Raw genomic sequence first — 14,427 nt, forward strand, 5'->3', positions numbered from 1 at the left:
ATAGTGAATAACCTTATATTTAGGAAGCGATTTTACTCATTTTACCTAAAAAAAATCTCCGATCACCTTTAATACCTAAAAGCGATCGGAGACTCTTGTTAGCAATTAAGAATAATGCTTATTTTTTGGGTGCGTAGGGGTTTTCAGAGGATTTGAATTCGAAAATAATTGGCGTACCAGTAATATTCAACACCGTTCTGAATTTGTTCTCAAGATAGCGCTTGTAGCTACCAGGCAAAGCATTCGTCTGATTTCCATGCACAACAATACGCGGAGGATTAGACCCGCCTTGGTGAGCATAACGAAGCTTGATGCGACGGCTATTCACCATAGGTGGTTGATGCTCAGCAACAGAATCTTCAAGAATACGAGTCAATCGATTTGTCGACCACTTGGCATAACAAGATTCGTAAGTGCTCTCTATCGTATCGTATAAATCGCCCACACCAGTACCATGTAAAGCTGAGATATAGTGCACTTTAGCATAAGGAACAAAGCCTAAACGACGCTCTACTTCACTCTTAATGTGCTCTCTCTCGTCTTTCTGAAGGCCATCCCACTTGTTAATGGCGATAATAACCCCACGACCAGCATCCAACACATAACCAATCATGTGTAGATCTTGTTCAACTAAGTCTTCATGGGAATCAATGACAACAATCACAACGTTAGCGTCTTGGATCGCTTGCAATGTTTTCACAATAGAGAACTTCTCTACAGCTTCCTTCACGTGCTTACGTCGACGAATACCTGCTGTATCTATTAGCGTATATTCTTTATCGTGGCGGGTATAAGGAATATAAACGCTGTCACGCGTAGTACCAGGCATGTCATAAACAACAACACGATCTTCGCCTAGCATTCGATTTACCAAGGTGGATTTGCCCACATTTGGACGTCCAACCACACCGATTCGAATACCACGTGACTCTAAGTTAATTTGCTTCTTGGCTTCTTCAACACGTTCTGCATAAGGCAACATCACCTTATCAATCAGAACATGAACGCCTTTACCATGAGAGGCCGCAATAGGATGTAATTCACCCATCCCTAGAGAATAAAAGTCCGCCAAAGCAATGTCTTCGTTAATACCATCGGTTTTATTAACAACAAGCGTGACAGGCTTACTTGATCGGCGTAAATGATTGGCTATCATTTCATCGGCAGGGTTCAAACCATGACGACCATCAACGATAAACAAAACCGTATCCGCTTCCTCTATCGCTAACAGCGACTGTCGAGCCATTTTTTCATCAATACCTTGCTCATCACCACTGATACCACCAGTATCAATAACAATAAACTCATGCTCACCAAGCTTACCGTCACCGTATTTACGGTCACGAGTTAAGCCTGCGTAATCGGCAACTAAAGCATCACGAGATCTCGTCAATTGATTGAAGAGAGTTGATTTGCCAACATTGGGTCTACCTACCAATGCAATAACTGGAATCATTTTTTTACCTATAAAAATACAAAGTGGCCACCACCTCTATAAATGAGATGGCAGCCGCTTTAAAAATTCGCTAACAAAAATCAAACTGATTTTAATAGCTCAATGCCGTCACATTAGAGTTCGGCGTTAAAATAAACATTTGCTTGTCATTTGCGACCATTCGACTACCAGGTGGAACCTTACCATCTGCTAATCTTTGTGCAGCAACTTCACCCGTTACAAGGTCAAGCAAATGAACATAGCCACCACGATCCATCACAGCAACATAATCTCGAAAAAACTCAGGAGTGATTAAATCACGCTCCTCAAGTTCAGAATTCTTCCAAACTTCATTGCCGTTTTTCGCATTTAGAGCAATAACATTACTCTTCATATCAACAGCAACAAGTAGCTCGCCTTTCACCGCAACACCAACCGAACTGGAAATATTGCGTTGCCATAAAGGACGACCGCTTTCAATAGAAAGCGCGACAAGCGTACCATTGTAAGCAACAGCGTAAACAACGCCATTATCTACAACCAGACGGCCATTGATATCACTTAAACGTTCGATTTCGTAACGCCCTTCTGGCTTACCAACGTCATACGACCAAACTAAGCTACCAGTTTGTAATTCGTAAGCTTTCAGTTTACCACTCGCAAAGCCCACGATTACTTTGCCGTTTTTAATAACAGGCGCGCTTGTACCACGTACTGTCAGTGAAGGCAAATCTTCTTTTGCTCGCCACTGCGTTTCACCCGTGGTTGCATCCAGCACACTTATCCAGCCATCAGCCGTTTGGATAGCTAGCTTTCCAGCGGCATAGGCAGCTTCTGACAACAACTCTGAACTCAGTGTTTTTTCCCACAACACAGACTTGCTTGCCAACGAAGCGGCAACAAGTTTAGCGTCATAAGTGCCGAAATAAAGAACATCATCATGACGAGTCACACCAGAACTGGCTTTATACCCTGTTGGGAAAACCCGCTTCTCTTTTCCGCGATTCTGCCCAAGCTCGTAAAGCGTACCTTTATCAGTAACAAAGAATAAAGAATCGCTATCTAGGACAAGGTTAAATCGTTCACTAGACTCACCAAAATTACCATCGACACCAGAGCGCCAATCCGTTCCTAAATCCACTTTATTTTTAAGTGGAGGAAGGTCAGCTAAAGCTGGGCGTGAGTTAGAACAACCTTGAAGCACTAGTAGCGCGAGTAATGTGATGAGAATAGTAGACTTACGCATAGTTAACCTTTCACCAAATCCTTCAGTTTTATTTCTAGTAGCGGGTGATTAACACCTGTACCAATGGCTTCACTTGCTTTTTGGTAAGCAACTCGAGCTTCGTCACGCTTTCCTTGCTGCATAAAGATATCACCAATCAACTCTTGCTTCTGCACTGCAAATTCCTCTGCAGATACTTTTTCAGCGCGCGCCATAGCGGCAGAAAAGTCACCTTTCTGAAGCAATAATTGGGCAATACGTAAATCAGCAATAGCGATAAAAGAAGTCTCACTTGTTTTAGAAATAGCATTATCTAAAGCCGTGATCGCTTCATCATATTTACCATTCTCAGCATCTACTCGAGCCAAAAACAACTGACCAAACATGGCATAACCCGTATCGCCATACTCATCGGAAAGCTGTTTAGCGATGAAAGTTACCGTCTTCTGGTTATTTTCATCACTTAGGTCTGCAGAAGCTTGAACTAAGTTTTGGTAAAGAGCTGATGCCTCACTAATATAATTAGCTTGATTGGTTTTCCAAGCTTGCCAACCAAAATACCCACCAACAGCAGCGGCAACAACGATGACCAATACTAAGCCATTCTTTTTCCACCATGTCTTAAACGCTTCAATTTGTTCTTCTTCAGTCTTTAATTCAGACACTTTCATTTCCTCATGCAAGGTATACAGCCAAATTTTTAAAGGCGCACACTATTCAATCAAATTACAACTTGGCATTAATATAAGCAGCAACATCGTCAAGAGCATAAGCTTGCTGCTCGCCCGTTGACATGTCTTTCACCTGACAAATACCTTGCTCAATTTCATCTTGGCCTAAAATAATCGTAAATCGCGCTTCAGATTTATCGGCTTTTTTCATCTGATTTTTGAAATTGCCACCGCCACAGTGACGCAATACAACTAAGTCAGCGTTTTCCTCACGTAGATTCTCAGCCAATACAAAAGAAGCGACTTCCGCTGCTTCTCCCATACTAATCACAAACACGTCTGTTGAGAATTTAGCGCTTGCCGGAATAAGGTCAAGTGTTTCAAGCAAAAGCACCAAACGCTCGATCCCCATCGCAAAACCAACTGCCGGAGTAGATTTTCCACCCAACTGTTCAACCAATCCATCGTAACGACCACCTGCACACACCGTTGCCTGTGAGCCCAAGTGCGTTGTTACCCATTCAAACACCGTTTTCCCGTAGTAATCTAAACCACGAACCAAACGACGATTAATAACATAAGCAATGCCATTGGCTTTCAATATCGCTTGCAGAAGATCAAAATGCGCTTGTGACTCTTCACCAATAAAATCTTCTAAGTTCGGTGCATCTTTCAACACCGCCTGAGTCGATTCATCTTTAGAATCCAAAATTCTTAATGGATTCGTATCCAGACGACGTTGGCTATCTTCGTCTAATCGATCTTTGTATTGAGTCAAATACTCAACCAAAGCCGCTTTATAGGCTTCACGCTCAGACGCCAAACCAATCGTGTTTAGTTGCAACTCAACGTGTTCAAGCAAGCCAAGTTTTTTCCATAACCGAGCGGACAAAATAATCAACTCAGCATCGATATCTGCCGTTCCCATGCCGAACGACTCAACACCGATTTGATGAAACTGACGATAACGCCCTTTCTGCGGTCGTTCGTAACGGAACATTGGCCCTGTGTACCATAGACGCTGGACTTGATTAAACAACAAACCAGCCTGGTCAGCCGCTCGTACACAACTTGCGGTGCCTTCTGGTCGTAAGGTAAGAGACTCACCATTACGATCATCAAACGTGTACATTTCTTTTTCAACGATATCTGTTGTTTCACCGACACCGCGTTTAAACAAATCCGTATTTTCAACAATTGGGAAACGGATTTGTTGATACCCATAGGATTTAACAACACTCGCTACTGTTTTTTCTAGATATAACCAAACAGAAGACTGATCAGGCAAAATATCGTTCATTCCCCTGATTGCTTGAATTTTACGAGCCACAATGGATCCTTAATTTTTTACAATAATATTGGCGATTTCACGTTCTTTTAGAACCGCCTTTTTTCGAATCATTTCTTCCAAGTCATCAACAAGTGTTGCGTTTTTCGTTTTGCTACTTGGCTTACCGTCTTGATAGATCAAATTATTTGGCGATCCACCAGCCAAACCGATATCGGCTTCTTTTGCTTCACCAGGTCCATTAACCACACAACCAATGACAGCAACGTCCATTGGAATAGTAATGTCCTCTAATCGCTCTTCCAGCTCATTCATTGTTTTAATAACATCGAAGTTCTGACGCGAGCAGCTTGGACAAGCAATGAAGTTAATGCCGCGATTACGCAACTTTAAGCTACGCAACATATCCCAACCGACTTTAATTTCTTGCACAGGATCAGCCGCAAGAGACACGCGAATGGTATCACCAATGCCATCCATCAAAAGCAAACCAAGCCCAATAGAGGATTTCACAGTACCTGAACGCAAGCCCCCAGCTTCTGTAATACCAAGGTGTAAAGGGTTATCGATCTGACTAGCAATTTTTCGATATGCCTCAACCGTCATAAAAATATCAGACGCTTTAAGGCTTAATTTGTATTCGTGAAAGTCTAATTCATCGAAGTACTGAATTTGGCGAAAAGCCGATTCAACCAGCGCATCTGGCGTTGGCTCACCGTACTTTTTCTGAAGGTCCTTTTCTAAGGAACCAGCATTCACGCCAATACGAATAGGGATATTTTTGTCTCGTGCACAATCAACCACAGCGCGAACACGGTCTTTATTACCGATATTGCCGGGGTTAATACGCAAACAATCCACTCCGTACTCAGCGACTTTTAACGCAATTTTATAGTCAAAATGAATGTCAGCAACCAGCGGAATAGACACTTCTGCACGTATTTTCTTAAATGCTTCAGCGGCATCCATAGATGGCACAGAAACACGAACGATATCAGCGCCAGCATCCACAATAGCGCGAATTTGCGCAACCGTTGCGTCGACATCGCACGTTTCAGTATTTGTCATACTTTGAACACTAATTGGCGCACCTCCGCCAACAGGAACACTCCCAACCATAATCTGACGAGAATGACGTCGTTTAATAGATGATTCAAAATGCATAAGGGTCTCTACTTGAGCTCAAATCGAGCCAAATCTTTACGTGTAAAAGAAGAAAAATCGAAGTCGTTGCCTTTGTACGTCAAAGATGACACACCTTTGGCGTAGCCTAAAACCACACGGTAAGGCGCATTACCTGTTAACGCCAACTGACTACCAGCCGTTTTAACACCTGAAAACAAAATTTTTCCAGTTGAATCTCGCACTTCTGTCCAGCAGTCAGCATCAAACGCAATCACGATATCATCAGAATAAGTTGGTAACACTGGCTCAGGGGACGTTTCAGCCGGTACTTCAGAGGTTGCTCTTACTACCTCGTCAGGGTTAACACCAGCCTCTTCTAGAATAGCCATTGTTTCAGCAGACAAACCAGTTACTACATCGCCATCATCTGAAACATCTTCAGCTGCCGCCATTTCAGGAGTGTTTTCTGATAAATCTTGAGATTCCTCTGTGGCGTTATTAACGTCCGCTTCTGGCTCACTCGGGGTTTCTTCGACAGCAGCCTGTTCGGAGCTCTGAGCACTTTCTTCTACAATGCTCACATCATCTGTAGATTGCGCTGGCCACCAGAACACTAAAAAGACTAGAACAGCAATGATGACGACCGATATAAACATAACGATAGGGTCACCCAGATGACTTTGTCTATTCACTTTATCAACAGGCTTGATGGTTGACTCGGCACCAGAACGCTCTGCATCGAATGCATTCAACATTTCTGATGGTTCTATGTTCAATAATCGGCAGTAGCTCTTAAGGAAGCCACGAGCAAAGGTACTAGAGCGAAAATATTTGAAATTATTCGCCTCAAGTGCTCGTACTTGATCAATAGGGATTTTTAGCTCTGTGGCAACATATCTTTCATCAAACTCTAGCTCAAGTCTCTTCGCTTTAAGTCGCTTACCAATATTAATCGTATCTATATTCGTTTTACTTTCAGGAGCATCAGTTTGAAATTCAGTGGTCATGTCAATACCTTGAGCCATTCAGGCATGTAAAATTACTCGCAGATGAGGACAGTGTAGGGTCAGTCTCGCGTGCAATTAGATGCCGCGACAGACAGTTGTACTCATCAAAATGCACCGATCCTCGGGCAATTTGTTTATCAGCCTGGATATTATTAAAAATTAAGCGAGCTTTGTCATTACTACCTTGTATTAAAACAAGATTGAGCTCCGTCATCAAACCAATCAGAGGCAAATCGGCAATTTCTTTTGCCTGTTTTAGATAGATCCCTGCTAAATTTACGTGATTTTGACGTATGGCACATCTGGATAAATTAATTTTCACAGTTTGACGTCTGTTAGCGCTATTTTTATCCGCTTTTTCAAATGCATCACAAGCAAGATCCCAGCGTTCTTTAACGCCCAGCAGCACGCCATAGTTATTCAACAAAAAGCCATCATTTGGGTAGTTATTGAGTGCGCTTTCATGAACCAAAATGGCTTCATCATATTCTTCAACACTCAACCAATATAGTCCGAGTAGACGCCAGTATTCCCTGTGTCGTTCCGAGGAGCTAACCTGGTCTAACTGCTTTTTTGCTAAGGCCCATTGGCCAAGTAGAAGATGCGTCTGAATGATAGAAAGGCGCTTTGAATCTGAAATGGGTGGTCGCTCAGGGGCTACTGTTTGGTAAGCACAAGAGGAAATCAACACACAACCCAATAAAAAAGGCAGTAACCATAAACGCATACAGACATCCTTGTCATATACAATTTTTTGAACAATAAGTTAGCTTTTCACTTCGCGCAACTCAATATACTTCTGACTACGGCGAGTTTTATCATGGAAATCCCCTACCAATTGACCGCATGCCGCATCGATATCATCACCACGAGTCGTACGAACTGTCACAGTGTACCCAGCATCGGCCAAAATCTTCTGGAAGCGACGAGTACGATTGTTTGACGGTTTCTCATAGCCAGAATGGGGGAATGGGTTAAATGGAATCAAATTAATCTTGCACTCCAATACCTTAAGAAGCTCCGCCAATTCATGGGCTTGCTCTTCGTTATCATTCACACCAGACATCAAAGTATATTCAATTGTAATGTGACGTTTATCTGGCAAATTCGCCAAATAATGCTGACAAGACTCGATTAACTCAGCAATAGGATACTTTTTATTGATTGGAACAAGCTCATTACGCAAAGCGTCATTTGGCGCATGCAATGAGATCGCCAAGGACACATCTGTACGCTTTACTAACTCATAAATTTTAGGTACCACACCAGAAGTACTTAAGGTTACACGGCGCTTAGATAGGCCATAAGCATGGTCATGCATCATTAGAATCATCGCATCAACCACAGGCTCAAAGTTCATTAGAGGCTCACCCATACCCATCATAACAACGTTAGTTACGCGACGTGGTCCATTCGGATCCATCGGGCCAAAAGACTTAATCGCAATCCAAACCTGCCCAATAATCTCCGCAGGTGTTAAGTTACGATTGAAACCTTGCTTACCTGTCGAGCAAAAGCTGCAGTCCAAAGAGCAACCCACTTGAGATGAAACACACAATGTTGCACGATCACCATCAGGTATTAACACAGTTTCAACGCAATCGTTCTTGCCGCCCTCAGTGCGAATAATCCATTTACGTGTGCCATCCGCTGAGATATTTTGCGACACCACTTCAGGTCCACGAATCTCACAAATTTGCTCTAATTTAGCACGTAAAGCTTTACTGACATCCGTCATTTCATCGAAGCTTTCAGCGCCCTTTTGGTGGATCCATTTGATCACCTGAGTGGCGCGAAATTTCTTCTCACCAATGGATTCAAAAAACTCGATCAATTTCTCAGGGGATAAACCCAACAGGTTTACTTTTTTGATGTCAGTCATAATTCAATGTCGCTTGCTATGGTTAGCATTAAGTGTAAACGAAAAAAGCCTCTGAAAAGAAAAGTCTTTTCAGAAGCCTCTGTAAAAAAGCGGGCTAACGCCCGCCTTTTCAAAACAGACTGGACATAAAGGTCCTAGCTGTCAATTACTTACCGAAGAAGTAAGCAATTTCACGTGCTGCAGATTCAACAGAATCAGAACCGTGAACAGCGTTTGCATCGATAGACGTTGCGTAATCTGCACGCAAAGTACCAGCTGCCGCTTCTTTAGGGTTAGTTGCACCCATTAGTTCACGGTGACGAAGAACAGCGCCTTCACCTTCAAGAACAGAAACAACAACAGGACCAGAAGTCATGAAAGCAACCAAATCTTTGTAGAAAGGACGCTCTTTGTGCTCAGCGTAGAAACCACCAGCCAATTCGTCGTCTAGTTGAATCATTTTAGCTTCAACAATTTTAAAACCAGCACGCTCAAAACGAGTGTAGATTTCGCCAATTACGTTTTTAGCAACAGCATCTGGCTTGATGATTGATAGAGTACGTTCTAACGCCATGGTATAACTCCAAATTAAATTTTGAGGGCGATGCCTTTGCATGGCCCAGGACATAAAAGTTCAGCGCGCGTATTATACGCATCAATTCATTAAAATTGTACGATCAAACGGACATTATTTACGCTAATCCGCATAAAAGCGCTAAATCGGATAACTAAGCCATAGAACGAAGACGACTCACTGCGTTTTTAATCGTATCAGCAGCAAAATCAACCTCTTCTTGCGTGGTAAAACGTCCAACAGAAAGGCGCAAAGAACTGTGGGCCAAATCATCTGCCAAGCCAATCGTTCGCAAAACATAAGACGGTTCCAAGCTGGCTGACGTACAAGCGGACCCAGAGGAAACAGCAATATCACTCAGAGACATCAACAGAACTTCGCCATCCACTCCTGAAAAACCAACATTTAACACCCCAGCAACGCGGTTATCCGCATCACCATTTAAATGCACACCAGGTAACTCAGTTAAAGATGCCCACAAACGTTCACGCAAGGCTTTGATTCGAGCACAATCTTGCTCCATCTCTTCTCCCGCCAGACGGAACGCTTCGCCCATACCAACAATCTGATGGGTTGCCAATGTACCAGAACGCATACCGCGCTCATGACCACCGCCATGAATTTGCGCCTCCAACTTAACCTTGGGCGAGCGACGCACAAACAAGGCCCCTATGCCTTTAGGGCCGTAGGTTTTATGAGCCGTCAGTGACATTAAATCGACTTTCATGGCATTAACATCGATGTCAATTTTGCCCGTCGTCTGAGCTGCATCAACGTGAAGAAAGACACCACGCGAACGGGTCAATTGCCCTATTGCTGTAATGTCAGTCAAAACTCCAAGCTCATTATTACCATGCATCAAAGACACAAGAATAGTATCTTCACGAAGCGCCCCTTCAACTTGACTCGGTGAAATCACACCATGCACATCAGGCTGCAGATACGTTACCTCAAAGCCTTCTTTCTCAAGCTGCTTACAAGGATCTAAGACTGCCTTGTGCTCAATCATTGAAGTAATAATATGACGACCTTTTTGGCGGTAAGCATAGGCAACGCCTTTCAGCGCCAAATTATTGGCCTCCGTCGCACCAGACGTCCAAACAATTTCACGTGAATCCGCTTTGATCAAACTTGCCACTTGCAACCTAGCTTCTTCTACCGCCTCTTCCGCACGCCAACCAAAGAGATGGGAACGCGAGGCAGGATTACCAAAATTACCATCCTGCGTTAGGCACGCCATCATTTTTTCCGCCACTCTAGGGTCGACTGGTGTGGTAGCAGAATTATCTAGGTAAACAGGGGTGTTCATTTAACGCTCTCCAATATCAATTAAGCCGCTGCCTGTGCAATGCCTTTTATACGCCCAACAATAGAACGCAAACCATTGCCACGAGTGGGACTCAAATGTCGCTCAAGATCCAGCTCTTCGAAATAAGCAGCGACATCAAAATCTAAAATTTCTTGTGGTGTTTTATGGTCCAAAGCAGCCAAAACCAATCCTAGTAAGCCACGCACTATAATGGCATCACTGTCTACGGCAAATGTCAGAACCTCACCTTTTGTCGCATCTTGCTCACTATCCGGCTGAATCCAAACACTGCTCTGACAGCCCTTTACCAAACGCTCTGAAGTGCGCCATTCATCATCAAATGCAGGTAAGGATTTCCCCAGATCAATGATGTACTTGTACTTATCTTCCCAGTCGTCAAAAAACGACAGATCATCTACGATGTCTTCTGTACTAGGTAAAGCCATGACTACCCTCTTTTTTACATCAAGCCTATTAAAACAAAAACGGCATTGGCAAAGTGCCAAGGCCGTTTAATATTGTATTCGATTTCAATGAGTGACCGAAGACTAAAAGAAAAGACCGGCTTCTAGCTGTGCCTCTTCACTCATCATTTCTCGAGACCATGGCGGATCAAATACCAGCTCCACCTTTACCGTTTCGACATTAGGCACTTTCGCTACTCGATACTTAACATCACCAACCAGCACAGGTCCCATTCCGCAACCCGGTGCCGTCAATGTCATATCGATTAAAACAGACTTGCTGTCTTGGTCTACTGTTACTTTATAAACCAAGCCTAACGACACCAAACTTATCGGAATTTCTGGGTCATAAATAGTATCTAGAGCTTGCCAAACCTGCTCTTCACTGATTCCGCCAGTACCGAGATCTTCAAAATTCAAAACCTCTGGTTGCTGACCAATCGCCTCAGCATCTGTACCATCAATGCGCAGCATATTACCTTGCCAAGTCACGGTATAATTTCCACCAAGACTCTGGTTAATCGTAATAAACTGACCTTCAGGAATGCTAACAGGGTCACCGCTTGGTACTCGGCGCGCAGGACATGCGCGCTGTGTTACTACCATTTTTTGCATGAAGCTAACTCACACTAAAGCTTTCGCCACAGCCACATTCTGCTACAACGTTAGGGTTTTTAAACTTCACAACTTCGTTAACGCCTTCACGCACTAAGTCAATCTCTGTTCCTTGAAGCATGGAAACGGATTGCGAATCCACCGCAAGAACAACATCACCAAATTCTAAAACGGTATCATTATCCAATGCTGCATCAACGATATCCAATACGTAAGAAAAGCCTGTACAACCGCTTTCCTTAGTACTCAATCGAATCAGCTTACTTGGCTGTTTAGCCAATTTCGAGGCAAAATATTTCTGTGCAGAAGCGGTTAAAGACACGCTAGAGACAGGATCAAACGTTGTTACTGTCATTGAAACCTCCTAAGCCAGCATTGTTCGCACTTTTTTCAGTGCCACAAACAAAGCGTCAACTTCTTCTAATGTATTATAAATTGCAAAGGATGCGCGTGCCGTTCCAGGCACATTAAAGCGCGCCATCAAAGGCTGGGCACAATGATCACCAGTTCGCACTGCAATGCCTTGGCGATCGAGCAAAAAACCAATATCAGCAGGATGCCCTTGATCCATCACAAAACTCAGCACACCGACTTTATCTTTAGCGTTACCAATGATGGTTAAACCTTCGAACTCTTTTGCTAGCTCTGTCGCTCGATCTAATAATGCCTTTTCATGGGCTGCTACCGCCTCTTGATCCAAAGCACTAAACCAACGAATTGCCTCGCCCAATGCAATGGCATCACCTACATTGGGAGTACCAGCCTCAAACCGATACGGCAATACATTCCATGTTGCATCTTGCAAAGTCACGGTAGAGATCATCTCACCACCAGTGCGCCAGACAGGCCAATTCGACAATACTGACTCTTTCCCCCACAGCACACCGACACCCATTGGCCCATAGATTTTATGACCCGAAAAGGCATAAAAATCACAACCAATATCTTGCACATCCGCATAGCCATGAGCAGCGCCTTGAGCACCATCCACCAGCACCCAAGCCCCCACTTTTTTGGCTTTCGCCGTCATTTCTTTAATTGGGTTTATGGTGCCCAATGCATTAGAAACATGTGGAAAAGCGACAAACTTAGTGTGCTCATTTAACATGGCATCATAAGCGGTTTGATCTAATTCACCCGCATCCGTTACCGGAATGGTTCTTAATGTCGCACCGGACGCTTTACATGCCTGCTGCCAAGTCACCAAGTTAGCATGATGATCCATCTCGGTTGCGATAATTTCATCACCTGGTGACAACAAAGAACCCAAACCATTGGCAACAATATTAATCGCCTCGGTGGTACCGGTTGTCCAAATTACTTCTTCACGCTTCGGTGCATTAATGAAGTCTTTGACAATATCACGAGCATCTTCAAAGCGACGCGTTGCTTCATCCGCAAGACGGTGAGCACCACGATGCACATTAGAGTTGCAGGTCGAGTAATAATCCACCAAAGCATCAATCACACACTGCGGCTTTTGCGTTGTCGCAGCATTATCAAGATAAACAAGTGGTTTACCGTCAATGACACGCTTTAAAATCGGAAATTGCTCGCGGATAGCCGCTACATCAAAACTCATTCGATTCTCGCTTATTTCACTTCCATTTGCGCAAAGCGCTCACGGATAATAGGACGAATCCACTCAGCTAACGCGGCATTTGGCATCAAATCAATCAGCTCATTAATAAAACCAAAGTTAAGCATCACTTGCGCTTTGGAACGGCTTACACCGCGAGTTTGCAAGTAATACAAAGCTTGCTTATCAATTTGAGCAACCGTAGCGCCATGAGCACATTTCACATCGTCAGCGTATATTTCTAGCTCTGGCTTAGTGTTGATTTCCGCTTTGTCTGATAACAACAAGTTACGGTTATTCAGTTCAGCCAAGGTTTTTTGCGCATCACGATGAATATGAATGCGGCCATTAAATACGGCACGAGAGCGATCCGCGACGATACAACGAACATTCTCTTCTGTTTTACCATTTGGCATCGCGTGCTCAACCGTCGCATGAAGATCAAACAACTCTTTACCGTCTAGCAAATACATAGCATTTAGCTTGGCATCAGCAAATTCACCAGCATGGATAATATCTGTGTCTAAACGTGATAACTCACTACCAAAACCAACGATAGTGCTGTTCATTTTCGCATGATCATGCAAATTGAAGTGACTACCGCCAACAGCCACATTGCTGCCTGTCTGCAGAGCAAAACGATAATGTTCAAGGCGTGCATTAGCGGCAATATTGTATTCAACAAACGCCGTATTCAGACTGTCACCTTGCGCCTGAATATCTTCAATTACCGTTAACTTAGAGCCTGCTGCTAAAACAACCTGAACCCGTGTATGAGATTCTGCGCCTAAGCTCAATAAAGAACTAATACGGACTGGCTGGGTAATTTCAACCCCTTCAGCAACAGATACAACCACCACATCTTGTGCTAGCGCATCGTTAATCAAACCAAAAATGTGGCGCTCAGGCTTAATTGTCGAAAATGCAGTCAATGCGTCCGCTTGCTGCGCTGCATTCAAATCAGCACCCAAGGCGATAGACAAGCCTGCAGGTAACGTTTTTGCTAATTGAGCTTGATCAAACTGACCGTTAACAAACACCACTTCAATGGCAGACAAATCAGCAATAACGACAGGAGACAAATCCACCTTATCACGGATCACTTTTGCCGGCGTACGCTCTACTGGACGAAGCGGCGTGTAACGCCATGCTTCGGTTTTGCGTGTTGGCCATTTCGTCTTTGCTAAAAGATCCAGTGCATGTGCACGTTTTGGCGCTAACCAGTCATTAATACCTTGCGCTCGAGTAATGGCGCTTTCTAACCATTCACTCAT

15 protein-coding genes are annotated in these 14,427 nt (G+C 43.7%); all 15 read right to left on the minus strand.

Translation table 11 applies throughout. From position 1 onward, the window contains the following. Positions 1-118: 118 nt before the first annotated feature. Positions 119-1,456, minus strand: coding sequence for a ribosome biogenesis GTPase Der (der, locus tag DFP75_RS08085; RefSeq protein ID WP_110574058.1), 1,338 nt, complete (start codon positions 1,454-1,456; stop codon positions 119-121). Positions 1,457-1,547: 91 nt separating this feature from the next. After that, positions 1,548-2,681: an outer membrane protein assembly factor BamB gene (gene bamB / locus DFP75_RS08090; RefSeq protein WP_110574369.1), complete on the minus strand. Its 1,134-nt coding sequence runs from the start codon at positions 2,679-2,681 to the stop codon at positions 1,548-1,550. 2 nt (positions 2,682-2,683) lie between these two features. Beyond that, the gene (locus DFP75_RS08095) at positions 2,684-3,325 is read right to left on the minus strand and encodes a YfgM family protein (protein WP_110574479.1); all 642 of its coding nucleotides are present in this window, start codon (positions 3,323-3,325) and stop codon (positions 2,684-2,686) included. Positions 3,326-3,386: 61 nt separating this feature from the next. Beyond that, a complete protein-coding gene (gene hisS / locus DFP75_RS08100; protein ID WP_110574371.1) occupies positions 3,387-4,661 on the minus strand; it encodes a histidine--tRNA ligase in 1,275 nt (424 codons plus the stop codon). Positions 4,662-4,670: 9 nt separating this feature from the next. Beyond that, complete coding sequence (gene ispG / locus DFP75_RS08105) at positions 4,671-5,783, minus strand: flavodoxin-dependent (E)-4-hydroxy-3-methylbut-2-enyl-diphosphate synthase (RefSeq protein WP_110574373.1); 1,113 nt, start codon at positions 5,781-5,783, stop codon at positions 4,671-4,673. An 8-nt stretch (positions 5,784-5,791) separates the two neighbouring features. Next, positions 5,792-6,751 (minus strand): RodZ domain-containing protein, encoded by a 960-nt coding sequence (locus DFP75_RS08110; protein ID WP_245927008.1) that lies wholly within the window; start codon positions 6,749-6,751, stop codon positions 5,792-5,794. A gap of 1 nt (position 6,752) precedes the next feature. Next, complete coding sequence (locus DFP75_RS08115) at positions 6,753-7,478, minus strand: hypothetical protein (protein WP_110574377.1); 726 nt, start codon at positions 7,476-7,478, stop codon at positions 6,753-6,755. Between the two features lie 39 nt (positions 7,479-7,517). Then, positions 7,518-8,633: a dual-specificity RNA methyltransferase RlmN gene (gene rlmN / locus DFP75_RS08120; RefSeq protein ID WP_110574379.1), complete on the minus strand. Its 1,116-nt coding sequence runs from the start codon at positions 8,631-8,633 to the stop codon at positions 7,518-7,520. A gap of 145 nt (positions 8,634-8,778) precedes the next feature. After that, positions 8,779-9,186, minus strand: coding sequence for a nucleoside-diphosphate kinase (ndk, locus tag DFP75_RS08125; RefSeq protein WP_013796955.1), 408 nt, complete (start codon positions 9,184-9,186; stop codon positions 8,779-8,781). Between the two features lie 154 nt (positions 9,187-9,340). After that, a complete protein-coding gene (locus tag DFP75_RS08130; RefSeq protein ID WP_110574381.1) occupies positions 9,341-10,495 on the minus strand; it encodes an IscS subfamily cysteine desulfurase in 1,155 nt (384 codons plus the stop codon). Positions 10,496-10,515: 20 nt separating this feature from the next. Then, positions 10,516-10,941 carry a SufE family protein gene (locus tag DFP75_RS08135; RefSeq protein ID WP_110574383.1) on the minus strand — a complete coding sequence of 142 codons (426 nt, stop codon included), beginning with the start codon at positions 10,939-10,941 and terminating at the stop codon, positions 10,516-10,518. Between the two features lie 102 nt (positions 10,942-11,043). Continuing rightward, positions 11,044-11,574, minus strand: coding sequence for a putative Fe-S cluster assembly protein SufT (gene sufT / locus DFP75_RS08140; protein ID WP_110574385.1), 531 nt, complete (start codon positions 11,572-11,574; stop codon positions 11,044-11,046). Positions 11,575-11,578: 4 nt separating this feature from the next. Then, positions 11,579-11,929 carry a HesB/IscA family protein gene (locus DFP75_RS08145; RefSeq protein WP_110574387.1) on the minus strand — a complete coding sequence of 117 codons (351 nt, stop codon included), beginning with the start codon at positions 11,927-11,929 and terminating at the stop codon, positions 11,579-11,581. Between the two features lie 9 nt (positions 11,930-11,938). Next, positions 11,939-13,156: an aminotransferase class V-fold PLP-dependent enzyme gene (locus tag DFP75_RS08150; RefSeq protein WP_110574389.1), complete on the minus strand. Its 1,218-nt coding sequence runs from the start codon at positions 13,154-13,156 to the stop codon at positions 11,939-11,941. Positions 13,157-13,167: 11 nt separating this feature from the next. Next, positions 13,168-14,427, minus strand: a complete 1,260-nt coding sequence (gene sufD / locus DFP75_RS08155) for a Fe-S cluster assembly protein SufD (RefSeq protein ID WP_110574391.1) — start codon at positions 14,425-14,427, stop codon at positions 13,168-13,170.

It is taken from the genome of Marinomonas alcarazii (assembly GCF_003208215.1).
GTDB lineage: Bacteria > Pseudomonadota > Gammaproteobacteria > Pseudomonadales > Marinomonadaceae > Marinomonas > Marinomonas alcarazii.